Source organism: Flavobacterium sp. NLM (assembly GCF_002210235.1).
Lineage (GTDB): Bacteria > Bacteroidota > Bacteroidia > Flavobacteriales > Flavobacteriaceae > Flavobacterium > Flavobacterium panici.
Window position 1 is genome coordinate 165,601 of the sequence record NZ_LIAC01000015.1, and the last position, 22,641, is coordinate 188,241.

Below are 22,641 nucleotides of genomic sequence, written 5' to 3' on the forward strand. Positions count from 1 at the left end.
TAGTTTTAGTTTGATATTGATTTAAGAGTTTATAAAGTTCAGAATAATATCATAAACACTATTCCAATTAATAAGCAGTCCAATTGAAAATGAAATTACATTACAAATTATAGAAACTAAAAGCGCTTTTTTATAATCTACTTTTAGTAATTTATAAATTATAACTGATTCGACAATAATTGCAAAACATTCGCTAAATGCGATATAAGGAAATCTTGATGTTATAAAGGCCGGAAAAACAAACCAAACATACGGCAAAGTTGAAAATGAAGTTATGAATCCAGTAATTAACAATAGCTTATTTGTTATGTTTAGTTTCTTGTATTTGGTTTTAAATAGAAGAAATAAAACAAGAGTTTCGATGAAAATTGTAACCAATAATGCGAGTAAAAAATGAAATACTTTGCTATTTGGATAAATTTCAATTACTCTGTCGTCATTTTTAAAAGGATAAACATCGCTTTTGCTTTGTTCTTCATAAGCATATTCTTTTACCGAAAATGGTTCTCCATTACTATATTCAAATAATTCTTTGCATTTATATAATATAATTCTTGTCTTGGTAAGTTTTACAATTTTATACTGTTCTTCGAGAAACGACATAGGATCGTCATTATCGGTATATCCGCCTTCACTGCCGATAGAAATATTAGCTTTTAGAACATTTTTATCTTCCAGCCAATTAATAGTATCTAAATTTTTATTTAAAAGATAACTTTTCTTGGTAGCCACGATATAAAACATGTTGAATTTATATCCTTTGTGAATACAATCTTTAGAATTTATAATATACGATTCAGTAGAATGGTCTCCTGATACTTGCTTTATATAGCCAATAAAAGAATAATCCGGAAACTCATCTATGTTTATTATTTTGACGCATTTTCCATAATAATGTGTGTTTTCGGGAACAACATCGCAGTAAGATGTTTGGAAAAAGAATAAAAAGAGTATTAAGAAAAGTAGGTTTTTCATATTTTTTTATCCTCTTCTAATTTTCACCTGATAAACAATCTCCCAAAAAATAATTGAAAACACAGCATTAGCAAATATTGCCGTTTTAACCTGATACGGATCGTAATTCAAAAGTAAATGTAAGTTTGTAAACTTCAGAGCAAGAAATAAAGCTAAAGCAGCAATCCCAACAGCAAAGAGTATATTTAATAAAGGATTCCATTTTAAAGCTAAAAACGCATATATAAGATTAAGAACGGCAAACCCACAGCCTAAAGTTAAATAAGGATCTGTTTTTAATTTTTCGCCCAGCAATAATAAAGGGGAAGTTGCTGTAAGATATAAAAAGAATAGAATTGAATAAAGAAGGATTCGTATTTGTGGTTTCATTTGTTTGTTTTTGCTAGTTTGTTTTTCGTTTACAAAAAAAGCACAAAATCATAAGATAGTTGTGCTTTTGCAGGATTTATATTTCTAAGGAATTATTTTCCTTTTAGTAATTTTTCTAAATATTCGTTTTTGTCTTTTTCAGCCTGAACTAAACGTTCGTAAAGTTCAACAACTTTATCAAGCGGATTGAATGTGCAAGAATTATTAATTCCTTGCGCACCACTAATGGAACTATTGTCGTAAAAATTATTGAAAAAATTGAAAACTGCTTCTTCTGAAAAATTTTCAATGGCTTCTACAGTGACTCCAAGTGCTTCTGCAATTTTTTCAAGCTTATCTTTTTCAACAACTTCGCTTGTTTCTATACTTGAAATAGTCTGCTGACTTAATCCAATTGCATAAGCAAGCGCTTCCTGCTTCATACCTTTAAGTTCTCTGATTCGGCTAATGTTTCTGCCAATGTGTTTTGGTTTTGTCGCTGTGCTCATAATTCAAAGGTATTTAATTTTTTCTTTATTTGAATGAAATAAAAATATGTTTTTTCTGATATTTTGAATTTACATTTTGATGATTTAATTCTTTTTCTCATTGAAAACTTTTAGTTTTTCAATAATAATTTTAATCTGTTTTTCACTTAAATCAAAATCTTGTATTCCCCATAATTCTTTTTCAACTTTATAATAATCATTCGTTTCATTGAATTTCCATAAAGCAAAAGCTAAAATTTCATTTTGGAATTGTGATGAATTGAATGTTTCGTCATTTACTTTTTTTGTTTTTAAGAAGTCAAATATTCCCATAAATTTTTATAAGTGAAAATGAATATTTAAAAGTAAAATTATACTATTTGTTTTTTCCCTCTGGCTTGCAGAAGTAATTTATTTCCAAAAATTATTTATTGTGTTAAATTGTTCTTCGTTATCGCCTCCATTTTCATATTTATATAGATTATCCCAATAAATTATTCCTCCCATTTTAACGAATACTTTGTAGTATCCTTTTGCAAGAGTACTGACATTCACGCTAAAATTCTTTGAAGATTGTTTGTTAAGAGAAAAATTTGAATGCGAAATAATTGATTGTTCGCTGTATAAATTTGTATTCAAAATGTTGTTGAAGTTTACATCTTGATAAATTTTTTCCGGATTTGCTGATACCAACCATACATCTGTAACATTTTCTTGTGCTAAAATGTAAATTGATTCACTTGCGGGATTAGGATAAATTAAAAACTTGTTATTTGTTAAAATATTGGGGTTCCCGAATTGTAATTGTAACTCTGACTCGTCAGAGGTTTCTCTAAGATTAATTCCTGTGATTAAATTTATAGAAGTTTTGTCAGTTTGAGTATCAGTTTTATCATTGCTGCAACTTATTGCCAAAATAGAGATAAGAATAAAAAGTTTTTTCTTCATAATTGATTCATTTCAAGATTATACAAAGAACATACTTTTACTTTTTATAATCAATAAACATCATTATGTTTTTGGGTGATAATAAAAACTATTGAATTTCTATTTTAAGCATTAATTATTAACAAGATTGCATAGAAATTTGTTAAAGGTTTAACCACAAAGTATGTCATTTCGACGAAGGAGAAATCTTCGCAAGTAACTCTACAAAGCATGGAAATCCTATGCAGAGATTTACTTATAAAATCATGTAAATAAATAATTCAAAAAATCGAGATTTGGATTAATAGTTTTTATCAAATCAATTTTCTTTTCCCTGCGCCAGTCTTTTACTTCTTTTTCACGAGCAATTGCTTCTTGAATCCAAGTGAGTTTTTCGTAATATAATAAGAATGTAACATTATATTTTGATGTAAAGGTTTTGTTTCCGTTTATACTATTATGTGTATGTTGACTTAAACGAATTCTCAAATTATTTGTAACTCCAGTGTAGAAAACGGTTTTTGATTTGTTTGTTATTATGTAGAGGTAATAAGTATGATAACCGTCTTGTAAATGCATTTTTTTTTGCTAAAGATAAAAATAATTTTAAGAATTTTCTTTCTTTATGTTTTATCTGCTTTGTAGAGTTACTTGCGGAGATTTCTCCTTCGTCGAAATGACAAACATGGCGGTTACTTTGTGTAGGCTTCGACTTCGTTCAGCCTGACAGGCGTTTATAAATCTAAAAATCTGAACTCTAAAATCTGCAATAAAAAATCCTGCTTCAATTAAGAAACAGGATTTGGTATTATTATCCGTAATAAGAATAGATTATTTTATCAAAACTTTTCGACTTACAACATTTTGGTTGTGAGTTATTTTTACAAGATAAACTCCGGTATTTTTGAAATTTACAGTTTTATTATCCAGAAGTATATTGTTTTCTTTTGAAATTAATTTTCCTGAAATGTCATAAATAGAATAAGAAACCGGTTCTGAAATTGTTGTATTAAAAACTATTGTTTTGTTATCCGTATTTCTGATAATTAAGTTTTTATTGTAGTCGAATTTTTCTGTTGATAAAACACTTGCATCGTATTTATAAATTGACTGTACACCAATAGCGTAGCCAATATTATCGATAAAACTAAAATCTGCAATAAAACCGCTGGGAAGGGTATAAGAAACCTCTTTTGTTACAGCATTATATATTTTACCTTCGGTATAACCAAAGAATAAATCATTTGAAAATGAAGCAGCCGGATTAAAGCGAAGGAAGTTATTTGGTACTTTCTGCCAGACGTCATCTGTTTTTACAAAAGTAGTTCCGTCATATTCATCTGTACCAATAATATTGTATAAATAGTCTCCGACAGCTACACCTCTGTAGTCAATTTTAGTGAACTTATATGCTTTTGGAGTAATCGCTGTTGCTGGCATCGTAAATACCTGAGTCCAGTTTATTCCGTAATCTGCTGTTTCATAAATGAATTTATCATTTACAATAGCGTATCCTTTACCTGTAGCACGGTCAATGCTATAATTGCCAAATACTAACAGATTATTGCTATTGTCAAAAAATTGCTCTAATGACCATGTTGCTCCTCCATCTGTAGTAACCAGTATACCTTTTGAGGTTGTTAATATACCATTGTTTTGGTCTTTGAAGAATAGTTTTTTTAAAGAACCATTTTGGGTAAAGTTTATCGTTACTTTTGACCATACGCCGCCATTGTTTACGGTTTTGTAGAGATCAGAACCCTGAATTGCCCATCCGAGGTTTTCATTAATGAAAAAAAGGCTTGTTAATTGAAATTTTACATTGTTTTTTTTAAAGATTTCAGTCCATGTAGTTCCTCCGTTATCAGTATAATAAAGAGAAGCTTTTGCATCATTGCTAAAACCGCCTACAAAGCCTTTTTCTGTAGTTACGAAAAATACTTCGCTTGTTGAAAAATTATCCTGAAAAGTGTATTTAGGTTTCCAGGTATTTTGTGCCAAAACTGCATTTGCAATAAGAAATAAATAGAATAAGTAGATTTGTTTCATAGAATTTATTTAAGTTTTATTTTACAAAATTGTCGTTTCAAAAATAATATTTTTCTTGTAAAATTAAAATTATGTTTTCTATAAATATTAGATTTTTAGATCCTTATGTAATGACCTTTCTAAGATCTCATTTTTGAGAATATTAAAAAACAGTATGGAATAATTAATAAAAATATGTAATAAAAAAATCCCGTCTCAATTAAGAAACGGGACTTCGGTGATATTCTCTTTTTTTTTATTTTAAACTGTTGCAGCAACTTCTTGCGGTAACGGAATTTGATTTTTAAGTAAATCTTCGAATGTTTCGTGTGCACGAATCAATATTCCTTGTCCGTTCATCCATAGAACTTCGGCTGGTTTGTATCTTGAATTGTAGTTGGATGACATTGAGAAACAATATGCTCCGGCGTTTCTGAAAGCAAGAATATCGCCTTCGGTAATTTCAGAGATTCTGCGGTTGTTGGCAAAAGTATCAGTTTCGCAAATGTATCCTACAACAGAGTAAAAACGCTCTTTTCCTTTTGGGTTTGAGATGTTTTCGATATAATGCTGTGATCCGTAAAACATTGGACGGATTAAGTGGTTGAAACCACTATCGATTCCGGCGAAAACTGTTGATGTTGTTTGTTTTACTACGTTTACTTTTGCTAAGAAGAAACCTGCTTCACTAACTAAGAATTTTCCTGGTTCGAAAATCAAGGTTAAATCTCTGCCATATTCTGCACAGAAAGAATTGAATCTTTTTGATAATTTTTTACCTAATTCTTCGATGTCTGTTTCGATATCATCTTTTTTATAAGGCACTTTGAATCCGCTTCCGAAATCTAAGAATTGTAAATCTTTGAAATGTTTTGCAGTATCGAATAAAATTTCGGCAGCATACAAGAATACTTCGATATCTAAAATATCAGATCCTGTGTGCATATGAATTCCAACAATGCTCATTTTCGTATTCTCTACAATTCGCAATATATGCGGAATTTGATGTACAGAGATTCCGAATTTACTATCGATATGTCCAACAGAAATATTAGCATTTCCGCCCGCCATTACGTGTGGATTAATACGAATACATACCGGAATATGAGGATGTTTTGTTCCGAATTGCTCTAAAATAGATAAATTATCGATATTGATTTGTACACCCATTGCGGCAACTTCTTCGATTTCTTCTAGAGAAACGCCATTTGGTGTAAAGAAAATTCTTTCGGGTTCATAGCCAGCATGAAGTCCTAACTGAACTTCCTGAATTGATACAGTATCTAAACCAGACCCCATGTTCTTTAATAACTGAAGAATCGCAACGTTTGACAATGCCTTCATGGCGTAATTAACTCTTAAGTTTTCTACCTTAGAGAAAGCTTTAGTTAACCTATTGTACTGAGATTGGATTTTTTCGGCATCATAAACATATAATGGACTTCCAAATTGGTCTGCTAACTGCAGTAAATCTTTTGCTTGCATTTTTTAAATCATTTTGAGCAAAGTTATTACACTTTTAACTAACTGCAAATTATTTGTAGAAAAATAACAAATTGTAACAAATTGTTTGTTTTTAAACAAAAAGTTGTTTGTTTTCCAATTTTGTAACGTTGTAGGAGGTTCAAAGGGGCAGAGATACAAAGATACAAAGGTTTTTTGCCACGAATTACACGAATTTCCACAAATTTTAATTGTAGATTTTTCGCAAAATGCTAGAAACACAGCCCGTGGTTTCAACCACGGGAACGCAATATATAATTACGTCAAATCCGTAACGTTTCCCGTGGTTGAAACCACAGGCTATGTTTGAAATTGAAATAGGCAAGAGAATAAAGATTTGTGGAAATTCGTGTAATTCGTGGCAAAAAAAAATCCATTTAATCTTTTTAATCTGTGGCAAAAAAACAAAACCCTTGAAGTTAGTTCAAGGGTTTGTTAGTAGTATGTGTTGTTTTTTGTTTAGTTTATAAGCTAGGAAGATCTCCTCTTCCTTTAGTAGGCAGGTTGGTAGAGCCCATTAAGAACAAATCTACCTCTCTTGCTGCTTCGCGACCTTCTGAAATAGCCCACACGATTAATGATTGTCCTCTTCTCATATCACCCGCAGTGAAAATGTGAGGAACGTTTGTTTGATAATTATGCGCTTTGTAATTGCTTCTAAAATCAGTTTCGATTCCTAACTGCTCGCTTAATGTTTTCTCAGGACCAGTAAATCCAAGAGCTAATAAAGCTAAATCGCAAGGCCAGATTTTCTCAGAACCTTCTTTTTCGATTAATTCAGGACGCTGACCAGGAGTCATTTTCCATTGCACTTCAACGGTTTTTAATCCAGTTAATTCGCCTTTATCATTAGAAATGAATTCTTTAGTATTGATTAACCAGTTTCTGTCGCAGCCTTCTTCGTGAGAAGAAGATGTTTTTAACTGCAATGGCCAGAAAGGCCAAGGAGTTGACTCGCTTCTTCCAACCGGAGGTTTTGGTAAAATCTCAAAGTTAGTTACCGATTTTGCTCCGTGTCTGTTTGAAGTTCCAATACAGTCAGAACCAGTATCTCCACCACCAATAACGATTACATCTTTACCAGTTGCTTTAATTTGATCCGGAATTGATTCTCCGTATAAAACTTTAGTTTGTTGTGTAAGGAAATCCATTGCCTGAACAACGCCTTTGCTTTCGATTCCTTTAGTTGGCAAACTTCTTCTTTCTGTTGCTCCTCCGCATAAAACGATAGAATCGAAAGCGTTTAATTCTGCTACGCTAAAGTTTACACCAACGTTTACATCAGTTTTAAAAGTGATTCCTTCAGCTTCAAGGATTGCTACACGTCTGTCGATAATTCCTTTTTCTAATTTGAAATTCGGAATTCCGTAACGTAATAAACCTCCAATTGCATTGTCTCTTTCAAAAACTGTAACCGTGTGACCAGCTCTGTTTAATTGCTGCGCTGCAGCAAGTCCCGCAGGCCCTGAACCAATAACGGCAACTGTTTTACCAGTTCTTGTTTTTGGAGGTTGAGGTTTGATCCATCCTTCTGCAAAACCAATTTCAACAATGTTTTTCTCGATGTTTTCGATTGATACCGGATCTTTAATGATTCCTAATACACATGCTTTTTCGCATGGAGCAGGGCATAAGCGTCCTGTGAATTCCGGAAAGTTATTAGTCGATTGTAAAATCTCTAATGCGCTCTGCCATTCTTCCTGATGCACCATGTCGTTGAAGTCAGGAATTAAATTTCCTAACGGACAACCACTGTGGCAAAAAGGAATACCACAATCCATACATCTTGAACCTTGTTCTTTTACTTTATCTTTTGCTAACGGAATAGTAAATTCGTTGTAGTTTGAAACACGTTCTGCTACTGCTAAATTACTTTCGTCGGCTCTGTTATATTCTTTAAATCCGCCTATTTTACCCATGACATTTTAATTAAATGTAAATTTTTAAAAATTCCAATTCTTAAAATTCCAAATTCCAATTTCATCCTTCGACTTCGCTCAGGAAGACATTGTAAATAAATCTAAAATCTAAAATCTGAATTCTAAAATCATTTATCCAGCTATTAATTCTTCTATTTTTTTCTCTTCTGCAATTCTTTGTAATGCTTTTTTGTAATCAGTTGGCATTACTTTTACGAAGTGCTTTTGTTGATTTTCCCAGTCTGCTAAAATTCTTTTTGCTAATGGACTGCTTGTGTACAATGAATGATTTTTGATCAATCGTCTTAGTTTCGTAAGATCTTCTTCTTCCATAGGGTCGAATGCAACCATTTCCATGTTACAAACTGTTGAGTCGAATTTCTTATTTGGATCGTAAACATAAGCTACACCACCGCTCATACCAGCTGCGAAGTTTCTTCCTGTTTTTCCTAAAACTACTACTGTACCACCGGTCATGTATTCGCATCCGTGATCTCCAATTCCTTCAACAACTGCTGTTGCTCCAGAATTTCTAACACAGAAACGCTCTCCGGCCATTCCATTAATATAAGCCTCTCCGGTAATAGCTCCGTAAAGGGCAACGTTTCCAATAATGATATTTTCTTCAGGTTTGAAAGTTGCAGTAGGAGGGACTTTTACAATTAGTTTTCCTCCAGAAAGACCTTTTCCTAAATAATCATTACAGTTTCCGTGAATTTTAAATGACAATCCGTTTGTTGCAAAAGCACCAAAACTTTGTCCGGCAGAACCTTCAAAATCAACTAAAATAGTGTCATCAGGTAATCCTTGTGCGCCATAAATTTTTGAGATTTCGTTACTCAAAATCGCACCTACAGAACGGTCTGTATTTTTAATTTTAAATGTTACTCTTGTTTTTTCTTTTCTATAAATAGACGGAATCGCTTCTTTAATGATGTCAAAATCTAATACGTTTTCAAGTTGGTGATCTTGTTGTGTTGTATTGTGATTTGGCTGTGTTTTCGCTTTTTCCGGTTTGTATAGAATTGGTGATAAATCTAAACCATTTGCTTTGTAATGTTTGATCGCTTTGTTCACATTTAATTTTTGTGACTGACCAACCATTTCTTTTAAAGTTCTGAAACCTAACTGCGCCATGATTTCTCTTAACTCTTCAGCAATAAAATACATAAAGTTGATTACGTGCTCTGGAGTTCCTTTGAAATTTTTTCTCAATTCAGGATCCTGAGTTGCAATACCAACAGGGCAAGTATTTAAGTGACAAGCTCTCATCATGATACATCCAGAAGCTACAAGCGGTGCAGTTGCAAAACCAAATTCCTCAGCTCCTAATAAAGCTGCGATAGCAACGTCACGACCTGTTTTTAACTGTCCGTCACACTCTAAAACTACACGGCTTCTTAAATCGTTTAAGATCAAAGTCTGCTGTGCTTCAGCTAAACCAAGTTCCCACGGAATACCTGTGTGTTGTAAAGATGTTAATGGTGCAGCACCAGTTCCTCCGTCATAACCTGAAATTAAGATAACGTCAGCTTTAGCTTTGGCAACACCGGCAGCGATGGTTCCAACTCCAACTTCAGAAACTAATTTTACGTTTACACGCGCTTCACGGTTTGCATTTTTCAAATCGTAAATCAACTGAGATAAATCCTCAATTGAGTAAATATCGTGGTGAGGAGGAGGTGAAATCAAACCTACATAAGGCGTAGAGTTTCTGGTTTCAGCAATCCACGGCACCACTTTTTCTCCAGGTAATTGTCCACCTTCACCAGGTTTCGCTCCCTGAGCCATTTTAATCTGGATTTCTTTAGCGTTTGTCAAATAGTTGATCGAAACACCAAAACGTCCCGAAGCAACTTGTTTGATTGCACTGTTTCTGGAATCTCCATTAATTTCTTTCTGGAAACGTTTTGGATCTTCTCCACCTTCTCCAGAATTACTTTTTCCGCCAATTCTATTCATTGCAATCGCTAAATTCTCGTGTGCTTCCTGGCTGATAGAACCATAAGACATTGCGCCTGTTTTGAATTTTTTTACAATTTCTGTCCAAGGTTCTACTTCATCAATAGAAATTGGATCCAAATTGTTGAATTCAAATAAACCTCTAATAGTCATTAAGTTTGAGCTCTGCTCGTTAACGGCATTTGAGTATTCTTTATAACTTTCAGGGCTGTTTAAACGAACCGCTTGTTGTAATTTAGAAATAGTAGTTGGGTTAAACATGTGTTTTTCACCACCGCGTCTCCATCTGTAAATACCTCCAATTTCAAGAGAAAGCAAACTTGCCACTTTTGAATTAGGGAAAGCTTTTTGGAAACGTTTTTTAACTTCTTTTTCCACTTCCATTAAACCAATTCCTTCAATTCTTGATGGCGTGTAAGGGAAGTATTTAGAAGTAAATGTTTTGTTTAAACCTAAAATCTCGAAAATCTGAGCAGCTCTGTATGAATGTAATGTAGAGATACCAATTTTGTTCATGATTTTAACGATACCTTTTGCAATCGCTTTGTTGTAGTTTACAACAGCATAATCAGCTTTTACTCCGGTAATGAAACCTTGAGCTACCTGATCGTGAATGATTTCGTTTACCATGTAAGGATTGATGGCACTTGCACCGTATCCGAACAATAATGCAAAATGATGTGGTTCACGAGGTTCTGCAGATTCAATGATGATTCCGAATTTAGAACGAACCTGTAAAATATTCAAAGAGTGGTGAATGTAAGAACAAGCCAATAACATAGGAATTGGAGCTAATTCTTCACTTACGCCTCTATCAGAAAGAATGATAATATTACATCCTTCGTTTACAGCTTTGAAAGTTGCCTGAACACATTTTTCAAGTGCACGCTCTAAACCGTTAACTCCTTTTTCTATTTTATATAAAGTAGAAATTGTAGCCGATTTGAAATCTACGTGATCAATGTTTCTAATTTTATCCAAATCCTCGTTAGAGATAACCGGATTTTGGATTTTTAATTTTTTACACTGTTTAGATTCAATTTCAAAAATATTGAAATCTCCTCCAACAGCTAAACTAATATCTGTAATGATTTCTTCACGAATACCATCCAAAGGCGGATTGGTAACCTGAGCAAATAATTGTTTGAAATAGTTGTACAACAATTGAGGCTGCTCTGACAATACTGCCAAAGGCGTATCGTTACCCATAGAACTGATTGCTTCAGCTCCTTGTCCTCCCATTGGGTTGATGATTGTTTTTAAATCTTCAATTGTATAACCAAATAAACGCTGTCTTGTCTGGAAATCTAATTTCTCAACCGGAGTTGGATTATTCGTATAAGGAACTTTTGCTAAAGGCAATAAGTTAGCGTCCAACCATTCCTGGTACGGACGTTTTGTAACAATTGCTTTTTTAACTTCTTCGTCTTCAATAATACGGCCTTCGTTCATATCAACCAGGAACATTTTTCCTGGCTCTAAACGTCCGTGCTGAATTACATCTTCAGGATCGATATCTAATACACCAATTTCTGATGACATGATTACGAAACCACTATGTGTTAAGGTGTAACGAGAAGGACGCAATCCGTTTCTGTCTAGTAAAGCTCCAATTACGTTACCATCTGTAAACGGAATAGAAGCTGGACCATCCCAAGGCTCCATAATACAAGCGTTAAACTCGTAGAATGCTCTTTTTTCAGGAGACATTGTCTGGTGTTTTTCCCAAGCTTCAGGAACAACCATCATCATTGCTTCTGGCAACGAACGACCTGTCATTAATAAAAGTTCAACCACCATATCCATAGAAGCAGAATCTGATTTTCCTTCTAAGATAATTGGGAATAATTTTTTGATATCATCGCCAAAAACTTTGCTTTGCATAAGCTCTTCACGAGCACGCATACGGCTTACGTTTCCACGAAGTGTGTTGATCTCACCATTATGACACATGTATCTAAACGGTTGAGCTAAATCCCATGATGGGAATGTATTTGTAGAGAAACGCTGGTGTACAAGCGCTAAACGAGTCACCAAGTCCGGATCTTTCAAATCTATATAATAACGGCTGATGTCTTCCGGCATCAATAGACCTTTATATATTATAGTAGTTGTCGATAAACTAGTAAAATAAAACATGTGGCTTTCAGAAGTTTTTGATCCTCTTACGGCATGTTCAGCAATTTTTCTAGCTGCAAAAAGTTTTGCATTAAATTCTTGTTCAGTTAAATCTTGTCCGTTTTTAGAAACGAAAACTTGTTTAATTGTTGGTTCTTTTTCTGCGGCGATCTGCCCTAAATTCTCAACGTCAACAGGTACATCTCTCCAACCTAAGATCTTTAAATTTTGATCTTTAATAGTTGCCTCAAATGCATTGATACAAAAAGATACCTGGTTTTTGCTTTTTGGTAAAAAAACCATTCCTACTGCATACTCACGTGTTTCCGGGATTTCAAAGTCACAAACCTTCTTAAAAAAATCATGAGGGATATCAAATAAGATTCCCGCTCCGTCTCCAGTTCTTCCATCAGAACTAACGGCACCACGATGTTCCAATTTAATTAAGATGTCTAATGCTTTATGAATAATATCATTTGATTTAATACCATTCAAATTACAAATAAATCCTGCACCACAATTGTCGTGTTCAAATTCAGGCAGATAAAGCCCTTGTTCTTTAACTTTCATTCTTGATATTTTTTCTACAAAAATAAAGATTTCGTTAAACATAATGTAGTGAAATTATGCTTTAGCTTACATTTTTGTTGTAATATTAGAAAAAGGCTTCTTAATTGATAATATTATTATATTAACCATTGCGAAATGATAAAATGATAATCCGAATTAAAATATATTAAGAAAAATCGCCTCAAGGCTAATAAATACGGTGAAGTTTTTGTTAAATATCAAACGTTTTAGTGGTTTTGAGTTAATATTAACAAATCGTTTCGTTAACTATTTCTTTGCATTGAAAAAGAATAAACGTTTAATACCTATAAGTGTCATTTTTTAATAGAAAAAGATTTTACTATTAAGTTGTATTTTGTTACTTTTGTCCGACTTTTATTCTGAACTAAATTCAGAACCAGACAAATTCTATATTATGAACATACACGAATATCAAGGAAAAGAAATTTTAGCAAGTTACGGAGTACGCACTCAACGCGGAATTGTGGCTAATAATGCGGTTGAAGCTGTAGCTGCTGCAAAACAATTAACTGCCGAAACTGGTACAGGATGGCATGTAATAAAAGCACAAATTCACGCAGGTGGTCGTGGAAAAGGTGGTGGAGTTAAGCTGGCAAAAAACTTACAGCAAGTTGAAGAGTTAGCAGAACAAATCATCGGAATGCAATTGATCACACCTCAGACTCCGCCTGAAGGTAAAAAAGTAAACAAAATTTTAGTTGCTGAAGATGTTTACTATCCTGGTGAAAGTGAAACTTCTGAGTTTTATGTTTCTGTTTTATTGAATAGAGGTACAGGACGCAACATGATCATGTATTCTACTGAAGGTGGAATGGATATCGAAGAAGTTGCTGAGCATACTCCTCACTTAATCTTTACTGAAGAAATCGATCCTTCTGTTGGATTACAAGGTTTTCAAGCAAGAAGAATTGCCTTTAATTTAGGTCTTTCTGGAAATGCTTTTAAAGAAATGGTGAAATTCATCGACGCATTATACAATGCTTACATTGGTTCTGATGCTTCTATGTTTGAAATCAACCCGGTTTTAAAAACATCTGATAACAAAATCTTAGCTGTGGATGCTAAAGTAAATATCGACGATAACGCTTTATACAGACAAGCTAAATATGCTGAAATGAGAGATATCCGTGAGGAGAATCCAATCGAAGTTGAAGCTAAAGAAGTAGGTTTGAACTATGTAGATCTTGACGGTACTGTAGGATGTATGGTAAACGGAGCTGGTCTTGCAATGGCAACTATGGATTTAATTAAATATGCTGGTTTTGAGCCTGCTAACTTCCTTGACGTAGGAGGAACTGCTGATGCAAAACGTGTTGAAACAGCTTTCAGAATTATCTTGAAAGATCCAAACGTAAAAGCTATTTTAATTAACATCTTTGGAGGAATCGTTCGTTGTGACCGTGTTGCTCAAGGTGTTGTTGATGCTTACAAAAACATGGGTGACGCTATTAAAGTGCCAATCATCGTTCGTTTACAAGGAACAAATGCTGAAATTGCAAAAGAATTAATTGACAATTCTGGTATGCCAATTTTATCAGCTGTTCAGTTCCAAGAAGCTGCTGACCAAGTTAAAGCTGCTCTTTCTTAATTAAATAAGAAATCAAATTATATAGAAAATCCCTTCGATATTCGGAGGGATTTTTTTTTGAAATTATGCCAAAAACATTCCTTTTGAGAATATTTTTTAAGACAAAGTATATCGTAGAGACGCACAGCAGTGCGTCTACACAACGTATTTAACATTGTGGATTTCCGAGATGTAGACGCACTGCTGTGCGTCTCTACGATCAATGATGTGTAATAAAAGATCCCTTAGATATTCGGAGGTTTTTTTTGCAATTATGCCAAAAACATTCCGTTGAGAATATTTTTTAAGACAAAGTATATCGTAGAGACGCACAGCAGTGCGTCTACGCAAAGTATTTTTCATTATGGATTCACTAGACGTAGACGCACTGCTGTGCGTCTCTACAATAAAATGATATGTAATAAAAAAATCCCTTCGAATATTGAAGGGATTTTATGAAATAATGATATCTCAATATTGATTATTTCTTATTCTTACCGTTTTTGTAAACGACTTTTTCTACAACAGATGTTTTTCCATTTCCTTTTGGGAATGCTTTCTTCTTAGGTTTTCCCGCTGCTGAACCTGACTTTGATGGACTTTGATCGCCTCTTGCTCTTTCAGAATCTTTTGGAGCAGCTTTAAACTCAGGTCTTTCTTTAGAAGTTTCTTTCTTCGGAATTTCTGCTTTATGTTTTGCTAAAACATCCGTTGGGTTTTTAGGATTTTCTTTCGTTCCTCTTAAATGAATAACCAATCCGTTTAAGAAGTTTCTTAAAACCTGATCGCCGCATTCCATATAATTAGGATGATCTTCAGCTCTGAAAAAAGCACCCAATTCTGATTTTGAAATTCTAAAATCTACTAATTCTAAAATCTCAACTATTTGGTCATCACGGAGCATCAAAGCCACGCGAAGTTTTTTAAGTATATCGTTATTTGTCATCGTTTATTTTTTGCAAAGGTACGGTTTAAAAACAATTCGGACTATTTATTTTTTTTGCCACGAATTACGCGAATTTTCTTGCCACAGATTAAAAAGATTTTAATGATTTTTTAAGCAATTTATAAATCCTGATAATCTTTTTAATCTGTGGCAAAAACATAAAAATTAATTCGTGCAAATTAGTGTAATTTGTGGCAACTTTAATAATATTAAGAATTTAAAACCGCAGCAAGTTTATCTAAATCTTCTTTGAGATGATTTGCTGTAATTACAATTCGATTTAGCGGTTCAGCATTTTTAGTGTATTTAAAGCTGGCAATAATAATCTTTTCGTTTTTTAATTTTTCAACTAATTCTTTTGATAAAAGATAAATCAAAGGATAGTTTTTATCAAACTTAATATTGTTGTTTTTGATTAAAATTGAATCTATATACTTTAAATTATCCAGCAGTTTGATGTGCTGCCAAGTATAAATTTCTGCAGCATCAGAAAGAGTTTGTACAAAAGCAGGGTTCATTCCCGCGGCACTTGTAAAAGTTTCCATTTCTTTTATTTCATTTATAAATCCAAAATCGCCGGCAATAACCCCTCCAGTTAAACCGAAAGCTTTTCCCAGAGATGAAACCATGATTTTTCTTTTAACTGGATATTGAATTGATGAATAAATTCCAGAACCATTTTTGCCTAAAATCCCAAAAGAATGCGATTCATCCAAAATTAAAGTAACTTCTTTATGATTTGGAATTTGTTTTAAAAAGGATAAATCAGCAGGCTTAGTTTCAAAAGTAGGAACACCGTCAGTAAGAATCGTTATTTTCTCCCGTTTTGAATCTAATAAACGATCATTTAATTTGTCATTAACAAATAATGGAAGACTATTTTCAATGCTGATTGCGTTGTGTGTATCATTAAAATGAAAAAAACAATCTGTCTGCTTTTTCATTAAATCTATAACCAGTTTTCCAGCCAGCATTCCTGAAGAAACCGTAACAGTACTATCTGAATCTATATGAGAAGCCAGAAACTTTTCTCCTTCATCGTATGCTTTTAATTTGATATTGGCTGTTCTGGAACTTCCGTAAGTAGTTCCCCAATTAAGAATGTTCTTAATTACCAAATCCTGAAAACCTTTGTTTGTTGGCAATCCTAAATAAGCAGTTCCGCCAAAATACAAATACTGTTCTTGGTCAATTTCAATAATACGGTCGGGAAATTTTTCTACTATCATTTTTATAGAAGTGTAACTCCGGTTCCGTTAAGATCAGAATAACTCACAGCGCCATTTTTAATGGTTACTCCGGTTGCAATATCTTGTGCTAAAAGTAACGCGCCATCCATATCAACATAATCAAGCTGAGGTAATAAATGAGCAATCGCAGAAATTCCAACTGTTGATTCCGTCATGCAGCCCACCATTGTTTTTAGTCCTAATTTTTTAGCTTCTTCAATCATTCTTTTGCCGGGAGTTAATCCACCGCATTTTACCAATTTTACATTTACTCCGTGAAAATGATTGTGGCATTTGGCAACATCTTCTTCAATAATACAGCTTTCATCGGCAATAATTGGAAGAACAGAATGTTTAAAAACTTCTTTGTGGGCTTCCCAATTATCTGCTTTCATAGGTTGTTCGAGAAATTCAACACCTAGTTTTTTTAATTCAATGGCATTGTTAATGGTTTCCTCAACGCCCCAGCCGCAATTGGCATCGATTCTAAAAATAGCATTGGTATGTTTTCTAAGTTCTTTTACGATTTCAATATCTTCTTTGGTACCTAATTTAATTTTATAAATAGGCCAGGGAAGTTCCTGCATTTTTGAAACCATTTTTTCAATAGAAGCAATTCCGATTGTATAATCCGTAAGCGGATTTCTTTCGGTTGTATAATTCCATAATTCGTATAACTTTTTGCCTTTTTTACGGGCGTACAAATCATTATAAGCCAAATCTAAAGCGCAAAGTGCAAACATATCCTCTTTTAAAAACGGATGAATTTTTGTCCAAAATGCATCTGGAGTCTCATTTTCTGTATTTTCAATAATGCTTCTGATTTTTTCTAAATCCTGGATCATCATTGGAACTGTTGTTTTGTAATACGGATTTGAAGTTGCTTCTCCAAAACCAGAAAAACCATCACTTTGCAATTCAACAATTAAAGAAGGCTGAAAATCAATAGATTCTCTTGAAATCGTGAAAGTGTGTTTTAGTTTTAGGTTATATTCTCTTAAAATTAGTTTCATGATTTTTGTACTATTTTTTTTATGTTTTCTCTCAATAATTAAGCCAAAGAACTGCTTTTACAAAACCGTCCCTCCATAATTTTTCATTATGTTCACCGCCTTTTACCACTTTAGATTTCGTAAGATGAAGACAGTAACAACGCTTTGTATCCAATAACTTTTCCATTTTGGTCATGTCTTTCACCATATTTTCATCTTCTTTATCGCCGCATAAAAAGTAAAATTTGGTTTTAATTTTGGGTATCTTTTCAGTAAAAGTGAAAATGTCGTTTGTGTACCAAAATGAAGGTGAAAAAACGCCGGCTTTGCCAAATACTTCAGGATATTTTAAAGCTCCATAATAAGAAACCAAACCGCCCAGTGAACTTCCAAAAATGATTGTATTCTTAGGTTTTGTTTTGGTTCTGTAGTTTTTATCAATATACGGTTTTAATGTTTTTACGATAAATTCTAAATAATTATCAGCATTTCCTCCGCCGTATTTTTCGTTTTTAAAAGGAGTTAATTCTTCTATACGTTTTTCATTTCCGTGTTCAATTCCAACAACAATTACCTGCGCTTTTAAACTGTCTAATTTCTCGTCGACATTCCATTCGCCTACGTAAGAGGTTTTAGCATCAAATAAGTTCTGAGCGTCGTGCATATAAATCACGCTGTATTTTTTGGCTGAAGCCGAATAATTTTCAGGAAGATAAATCCAGATTTTTTTAGTAGTTTTTAGCTGAGGTGCTTCAATCGTAAATGTTGATACGTTTTTTGAAGCCGTACTTTGTGCATTTCCGGAAATCATCCAAAGAAATATAAATATAAAAAATCCCCTCATCATTAGATTTTGTATTTTTAATTTAAAAGCAATATTTTAGCTAAAAATAACAAATTGATGAATACCGAAGCACAAAAGAAAAGTTTACTTTTAGAATTGATCGCCTTTTCTACTGTTGACGGGCAATTGCATAAAAGAGAGTATGATTTTATATGGCATGTTGCTCAGGAATTAAAGATTGATTTGAATGTTTTTCATGATTTATTTCATCAGGAAATAAAACCTGTAGTTATAAAATCAGAATTTCAACGCATTCAGCAGTTTTACAGATTGGCTTTGATTATGCACTGCGATGGAATTTTACATGAAAAAGAGGCAATAGGAATTCAGCAGATTGCAATTGAAATGGGATTAAACCCAAGTGCAGTAAAACGCATTTTAGATTTAATGAAAAAGGCTCCAAATGCAATGATAGAGCCTAAAGTTTTATTAAGAGTTTTTCAGGAACAACACAATTAAGGTAATTGTTCCTGTAATTTTTTGATATCGTCACGCAGTTTGGCGGCCTGCATAAAATCTAATTCCTTTGCTGCTTTTTCCATTGATTTTCGTTTCTCGCGAATCATTTTTTCAAGATCAGCTTTAGACATATACGCCGTTTCTGGTTCTGCAGCAACTGATAAAGTATGACCTAGTTCGTATTCTACCAAAGGATTTTTGGTAAAAGCACTTTCTATTTTTTTGTTTAATGCCTGTGGCGTTATATTATTTTCGACATTAAAATTGATCTGTTTTGTTCTTCTATAATTGGTTTCGTCAATTGTTCTTTGCATACTCGCCGTAATTTTATCGGCGTACATAATGGCTTTACCATTTAAGTTTCTCGCCGCACGACCAATTGTTTGAGTTAAAGAACGATGATTTCTTAAAAAACCTTCTTTATCAGCATCCAGAATTGCTACAAGCGAAACTTCGGGTAAATCTAAACCTTCACGAAGTAAGTTTACACCAATTAAAACATCAAAAATACCTTTTCGTAAATCTTGCATGATTTCGATACGCTCTAAAGTATCCACTTCAGAATGAATGTAACGGCATCGAATGCTTACTTTAGTTAAGTATTTGGCTAATTCTTCGGCCATTCTTTTAGTCAAAGTTGTCACCAAAACTCTTTCGTCTAATTCGCAGCGCACCTGAATTTCTTCAATCAAATCGTCAATTTGATTTAAACTTGGGCGCACTTCAATAACAGGATCTAATAATCCTGTTGGACGAATAATCTGTTCCACATAAATACCATCAGATTTCTGTAATTCATAATCAGCCGGAGTTGCCGACACATAAATCACCTGATTTTGTAAAGCTTCAAACTCCTCAAATTTTAAAGGTCTGTTGTCCATTGCGGCCGGTAAACGGAAACCGTATTCAACCAGATTTTCTTTTCGGCTGCGGTCGCCTCCGTACATAGCGTGAACCTGCGAAACGGTAACGTGGCTTTCGTCAACAACCATTAAAAAATCACTTGGGAAATAATCCAATAAGCAGAAAGGTCTTGTTCCGGCTTGTCGTCCGTCAAGATAACGGGAATAATTTTCAATTCCGGAGCAATAACCCAATTCGCGAATCATTTCTAAATCGAAATTAGTTCTTTCTTCTAATCGTTTGGCTTCTAAATGTTTACCTATTTCTTTAAAATAATCTACTTGTTTGACTAAATCCTGCTGTATTTCCCAAATTGCGCCTTGAAGGACTTCTGGCGAAGTCACAAACATATTGGCTGGGTAAATCGTCAGTCTTTTAAATTTCTCAATAACCTGAGAAGTTTTTGCATCAAAAGATTCTATTTCTTCAATTTCATCTCCAAAAAAATGAACTCTGTAAGCGTCATCAGCATAACTTGGATAAATTTCGACCGTATCGCCTTTAATCCTAAAAGTTCCCGGATTAAAATCGGCTTCAGTTCTGGCATACAAACTTTGTACAAGACTGTGCAGTAATTTAGTTCTCGAAATAACCTGATCTCTGCTGATTTCAATTACGTTCTTTTTAAATTCAACAGGGTTTCCAATACCGTATAAACACGAAACTGAGGCAACAACTAAAACATCACGTCGCCCCGAAAGCAGGGAAGAAGTGGTGCTTAAACGCATCTTTTCAAGCTCTTCATTTATAGATAAATCTTTTTCAATAAAAACGCCTGTTACGGGCATAAAAGCTTCCGGCTGATAATAGTCGTAGTAAGAAACGAAATATTCAACCGCATTATTCGGGAAAAATTGTTTGAATTCTGAATATAGCTGTGCGGCCAAAGTTTTGTTGTGTGCCAAAACTATGGTAGGACGCTGTACTTCCTGAATAACATTGGCTACTGTAAATGTTTTACCAGATCCCGTAACTCCTAATAATGTTTGATATTTTTCTCCATCAACTACACCTTGTGCGAGTTTTTGTATGGCTTGCGGCTGGTCTCCTTTTGGACTATATTCTGAAGATACTTGGAAATTCATTTGTTACTGATGAAAAGTTGGTTTTGTAAAGATACAAAGTTTGAATGCTATTTAAAAGGGTAAAAAAAAATGATTTGTGTAGTCCCTACGGGACAATTTTAAAATTTGACAACCATTTTTCTACCGATATTTAATCTCTACGAGATGATTTTTTCGAATTAATTTTAAGAAACAACTGAAATTTTTAAACCAAATTGATAATTTTCCCAACAAATAATTGTCATTAAAACATATCTCGTAGAGATTAAATATCGGTAGAAAAATAAACATTCATCCGTACAAATTGTCCCGTAGGGACTACATTTTATGATACAAGTTCGCCACGAATTTCACGAATTTTTACCAATTTATTTAATTGGATTATGCAAAATCAATTCGTGGAAATTCGTGGCAAATAATCTTATTCTAAAAAATTAATAACAGCATCATTAATAATTTTTGGCTGATCAATGGTCAAAAAATGCCCGGCATCTTTTATGATTTTTGTTTTACTGTTGGCTAAGTGTTTTTTTGCACGCTCTAAACTTTCTTCAGAATTAATAACATCTTTGTCGCCAATTAAAACCAAAACAGGATTATTGATTGATTCTAATTCTTTATCTGAAAATGGCGTCATTTTTAACATACTGGAATTTGATTTGGCGTATTTATTAGCCAAATAAAATTGCCTGTTATAGATAGGACTAATTTTTTCTGGATGTGTAGAAAATGCTTTTAATGTTTTGCTGAATTTCTTTTCACTAGGAAAAAGTTTTAACATTAAAGCCGATGATGTTTTTCTGGGCTTGTCAATGAATTTAAAAGTCTGCGCCGGACTTAACAGTACAATTTTATCTATAGAATTGTTTTTTTGCGTTGCCAATAATGTTGCAATCCAACCACCGCGAGAAGCACCAATGATGTCGAATTTCTTTAATTTAAAATGATCGAAAATTTCGTTGTACCAAACGACAATTTCTTCTGAGGAAAGTGGTTTTGCGGTTAAATTGGATTTATTGGGTTCCATCAAAAAGTCGATAGCATAAATGCGGTGATTTTTAGCCAAAGATTTAATGTTAGGATACCACATCGTTGAACTGGCATCCATTCCGTGGAGTAAAACTAAATCTTTTCCGTTTTTTGGTCCGGCGATGATCACATGCGCAGTTCCAAAACTTGTTTTTACATTTTCTTCGGTATACGGAATATCCCAAAGCTTTAAAGCCTTGTTATAAGCGGTTTCATATTTTTGTTCTTCGCTTTTGGTTTTAAAAACATAATCCTCAAATTTTGCCTTTTTGGTTGAAGCGCAGCTTGTTACTAAAAATAAGAGAATTGCTAATCTGGAGTATAATTTTGACATGGTTATAAGTTCAATTTGAACTTAAAGTTACGATTATAGAAAACAGGAATTGTATCAGAATTTTGTTTTAAAATATCATAATTACAATCTTGTTATACTTTTTTAGCTGTCAGATGATAGATTTGAACAAATGATAAAATCGCATTTGGAATAATAATCGGTAAAAGCCATTGGCTAAAATCCCTGTAATCTTTTAAAAAGATTCCGTAAACTACAAAACATATACAGCCGAATAAATTTATGAGTCGAATTGTTTTAAGATCTTTTAGCAAAAATCCTCCAACAATAAAAAAGGAAGCGAGATAACCTATGTATTCTGCCATAACCTTGATTTTAAATAGTTTACTAAATTTAGCAAAACCAAATTATATAATCAAGAGTTTAGTTGAAAATCAGTAATATAGGGTGTTTTTTT

At 33.4% G+C, this 22,641-nt stretch carries 19 protein-coding genes; 2 read left to right on the top strand and 17 right to left on the bottom strand.

Going from position 1 to position 22,641, the window contains the following annotated elements:
- Nucleotides 1-21: 21 nt before the first annotated feature.
- The 10 genes from APR43_RS18555 to gltB all read right to left on the bottom strand — a co-directional run bounded on the left by APR43_RS18555 (nucleotide 22) and on the right by gltB (nucleotide 12,838).
- Nucleotides 22-975, bottom strand: a complete 954-nt coding sequence (locus tag APR43_RS18555; protein WP_053471079.1) for a hypothetical protein — start codon at nucleotides 973-975, stop codon at nucleotides 22-24.
- A 6-nt stretch (nucleotides 976-981) separates the two neighbouring features.
- Complete coding sequence (locus tag APR43_RS18560) at nucleotides 982-1,344, bottom strand: hypothetical protein (protein WP_053471078.1); 363 nt, start codon at nucleotides 1,342-1,344, stop codon at nucleotides 982-984.
- Nucleotides 1,345-1,436: 92 nt separating this feature from the next.
- Entirely contained in the window at nucleotides 1,437-1,832 is a 396-nt protein-coding gene (locus APR43_RS18565; protein WP_053471077.1) for a helix-turn-helix domain-containing protein, read from the bottom strand.
- 84 nt (nucleotides 1,833-1,916) lie between these two features.
- Nucleotides 1,917-2,144 carry a hypothetical protein gene (locus APR43_RS18570; RefSeq protein WP_053471076.1) on the bottom strand — a complete coding sequence of 76 codons (228 nt, stop codon included), beginning with the start codon at nucleotides 2,142-2,144 and terminating at the stop codon, nucleotides 1,917-1,919.
- Nucleotides 2,145-2,222: 78 nt separating this feature from the next.
- A complete protein-coding gene (locus APR43_RS18575; RefSeq protein ID WP_053471075.1) occupies nucleotides 2,223-2,759 on the bottom strand; it encodes a hypothetical protein in 537 nt (178 codons plus the stop codon).
- Nucleotides 2,760-3,002: 243 nt separating this feature from the next.
- On the bottom strand, nucleotides 3,003-3,317 hold the full coding sequence (locus APR43_RS18580) for a GIY-YIG nuclease family protein (RefSeq protein ID WP_053471074.1): 315 nt from the start codon (nucleotides 3,315-3,317) through the stop codon (nucleotides 3,003-3,005).
- Nucleotides 3,318-3,569: 252 nt separating this feature from the next.
- Nucleotides 3,570-4,787 (bottom strand): T9SS type A sorting domain-containing protein, encoded by a 1,218-nt coding sequence (locus APR43_RS18585; protein WP_053471073.1) that lies wholly within the window; start codon nucleotides 4,785-4,787, stop codon nucleotides 3,570-3,572.
- A gap of 240 nt (nucleotides 4,788-5,027) precedes the next feature.
- Entirely contained in the window at nucleotides 5,028-6,251 is a 1,224-nt protein-coding gene (gene lysA / locus APR43_RS18590; protein WP_053471072.1) for a diaminopimelate decarboxylase, read from the bottom strand.
- 482 nt (nucleotides 6,252-6,733) lie between these two features.
- The gene (locus APR43_RS18600) at nucleotides 6,734-8,188 is read right to left on the bottom strand and encodes a glutamate synthase subunit beta (RefSeq protein ID WP_053471070.1); all 1,455 of its coding nucleotides are present in this window, start codon (nucleotides 8,186-8,188) and stop codon (nucleotides 6,734-6,736) included.
- Between the two features lie 132 nt (nucleotides 8,189-8,320).
- A complete protein-coding gene (gene gltB / locus APR43_RS18605; RefSeq protein ID WP_053471069.1) occupies nucleotides 8,321-12,838 on the bottom strand; it encodes a glutamate synthase large subunit in 4,518 nt (1,505 codons plus the stop codon).
- Between the two features lie 415 nt (nucleotides 12,839-13,253).
- Between gltB and sucC the strand changes: the two genes are divergently transcribed.
- Entirely contained in the window at nucleotides 13,254-14,447 is a 1,194-nt protein-coding gene (gene sucC, locus APR43_RS18610; RefSeq protein ID WP_053471068.1) for an ADP-forming succinate--CoA ligase subunit beta, read from the top strand.
- Between the two features lie 460 nt (nucleotides 14,448-14,907).
- Here the strand turns inward: sucC and APR43_RS18615 are convergent, their stop codons facing one another.
- The 4 genes from APR43_RS18615 to APR43_RS18630 form a co-directional block, all read right to left on the bottom strand.
- The gene (locus APR43_RS18615) at nucleotides 14,908-15,372 is read right to left on the bottom strand and encodes a DUF1456 family protein (protein ID WP_053471067.1); all 465 of its coding nucleotides are present in this window, start codon (nucleotides 15,370-15,372) and stop codon (nucleotides 14,908-14,910) included.
- 209 nt (nucleotides 15,373-15,581) lie between these two features.
- Complete coding sequence (locus APR43_RS18620; RefSeq protein ID WP_053471066.1) at nucleotides 15,582-16,601, bottom strand: aminotransferase class I/II-fold pyridoxal phosphate-dependent enzyme; 1,020 nt, start codon at nucleotides 16,599-16,601, stop codon at nucleotides 15,582-15,584.
- Nucleotides 16,602-16,603: 2 nt separating this feature from the next.
- On the bottom strand, nucleotides 16,604-17,614 hold the full coding sequence (locus APR43_RS18625; RefSeq protein WP_053471065.1) for a dipeptide epimerase: 1,011 nt from the start codon (nucleotides 17,612-17,614) through the stop codon (nucleotides 16,604-16,606).
- A gap of 31 nt (nucleotides 17,615-17,645) precedes the next feature.
- Nucleotides 17,646-18,437: an alpha/beta hydrolase gene (locus tag APR43_RS18630; protein ID WP_053471064.1), complete on the bottom strand. Its 792-nt coding sequence runs from the start codon at nucleotides 18,435-18,437 to the stop codon at nucleotides 17,646-17,648.
- Between the two features lie 57 nt (nucleotides 18,438-18,494).
- On the opposite strand from APR43_RS18630, the gene APR43_RS18635 reads away from it, so the two are divergent.
- Entirely contained in the window at nucleotides 18,495-18,896 is a 402-nt protein-coding gene (locus tag APR43_RS18635) for a hypothetical protein (RefSeq protein WP_053471063.1), read from the top strand.
- On the opposite strand, the gene uvrB is transcribed toward APR43_RS18635, so the two are convergent.
- The 3 genes from uvrB to APR43_RS18650 form a co-directional block, all read right to left on the bottom strand.
- Nucleotides 18,893-20,884: an excinuclease ABC subunit UvrB gene (gene uvrB / locus APR43_RS18640; RefSeq protein WP_053471062.1), complete on the bottom strand. Its 1,992-nt coding sequence runs from the start codon at nucleotides 20,882-20,884 to the stop codon at nucleotides 18,893-18,895. The genes APR43_RS18635 and uvrB overlap by 4 nt on opposite strands.
- A 400-nt stretch (nucleotides 20,885-21,284) precedes the next feature.
- On the bottom strand, nucleotides 21,285-22,226 hold the full coding sequence (locus tag APR43_RS18645) for an alpha/beta fold hydrolase (protein WP_053471061.1): 942 nt from the start codon (nucleotides 22,224-22,226) through the stop codon (nucleotides 21,285-21,287).
- Nucleotides 22,227-22,318: 92 nt separating this feature from the next.
- Complete coding sequence (locus APR43_RS18650; protein ID WP_053471060.1) at nucleotides 22,319-22,549, bottom strand: hypothetical protein; 231 nt, start codon at nucleotides 22,547-22,549, stop codon at nucleotides 22,319-22,321.
- Between the last annotated feature and the right edge of the window lie 92 nt (nucleotides 22,550-22,641).

Bases quoted from the DNA above. Each gene is read 5' to 3' on its own strand.
- APR43_RS18555 (WP_053471079.1), bottom strand. From the start codon at position 975: ATGAAAAACCTACTTTTCTTAATACTCTTTTTATTCTTTTTCCAAACA.
- APR43_RS18560 (WP_053471078.1), bottom strand. From the start codon at position 1,344: ATGAAACCACAAATACGAATCCTTCTTTATTCAATTCTATTCTTTTTA.
- APR43_RS18565 (WP_053471077.1), bottom strand. From the start codon at position 1,832: ATGAGCACAGCGACAAAACCAAAACACATTGGCAGAAACATTAGCCGA.
- APR43_RS18570 (WP_053471076.1), bottom strand. From the start codon at position 2,144: ATGGGAATATTTGACTTCTTAAAAACAAAAAAAGTAAATGACGAAACA.
- APR43_RS18575 (WP_053471075.1), bottom strand. From the start codon at position 2,759: ATGAAGAAAAAACTTTTTATTCTTATCTCTATTTTGGCAATAAGTTGC.
- APR43_RS18580 (WP_053471074.1), bottom strand. From the start codon at position 3,317: ATGCATTTACAAGACGGTTATCATACTTATTACCTCTACATAATAACA.
- APR43_RS18585 (WP_053471073.1), bottom strand. From the start codon at position 4,787: ATGAAACAAATCTACTTATTCTATTTATTTCTTATTGCAAATGCAGTT.
- lysA (WP_053471072.1), bottom strand. From the start codon at position 6,251: ATGCAAGCAAAAGATTTACTGCAGTTAGCAGACCAATTTGGAAGTCCA.
- APR43_RS18600 (WP_053471070.1), bottom strand. From the start codon at position 8,188: ATGGGTAAAATAGGCGGATTTAAAGAATATAACAGAGCCGACGAAAGT.
- gltB (WP_053471069.1), bottom strand. From the start codon at position 12,838: ATGAAAGTTAAAGAACAAGGGCTTTATCTGCCTGAATTTGAACACGAC.
- sucC (WP_053471068.1), top strand. From the start codon at position 13,254: ATGAACATACACGAATATCAAGGAAAAGAAATTTTAGCAAGTTACGGA.
- APR43_RS18615 (WP_053471067.1), bottom strand. From the start codon at position 15,372: ATGACAAATAACGATATACTTAAAAAACTTCGCGTGGCTTTGATGCTC.
- APR43_RS18620 (WP_053471066.1), bottom strand. From the start codon at position 16,601: ATGATAGTAGAAAAATTTCCCGACCGTATTATTGAAATTGACCAAGAA.
- APR43_RS18625 (WP_053471065.1), bottom strand. From the start codon at position 17,614: ATGAAACTAATTTTAAGAGAATATAACCTAAAACTAAAACACACTTTC.
- APR43_RS18630 (WP_053471064.1), bottom strand. From the start codon at position 18,437: ATGAGGGGATTTTTTATATTTATATTTCTTTGGATGATTTCCGGAAAT.
- APR43_RS18635 (WP_053471063.1), top strand. From the start codon at position 18,495: ATGAATACCGAAGCACAAAAGAAAAGTTTACTTTTAGAATTGATCGCC.
- uvrB (WP_053471062.1), bottom strand. From the start codon at position 20,884: ATGAATTTCCAAGTATCTTCAGAATATAGTCCAAAAGGAGACCAGCCG.
- APR43_RS18645 (WP_053471061.1), bottom strand. From the start codon at position 22,226: ATGTCAAAATTATACTCCAGATTAGCAATTCTCTTATTTTTAGTAACA.
- APR43_RS18650 (WP_053471060.1), bottom strand. From the start codon at position 22,549: ATGGCAGAATACATAGGTTATCTCGCTTCCTTTTTTATTGTTGGAGGA.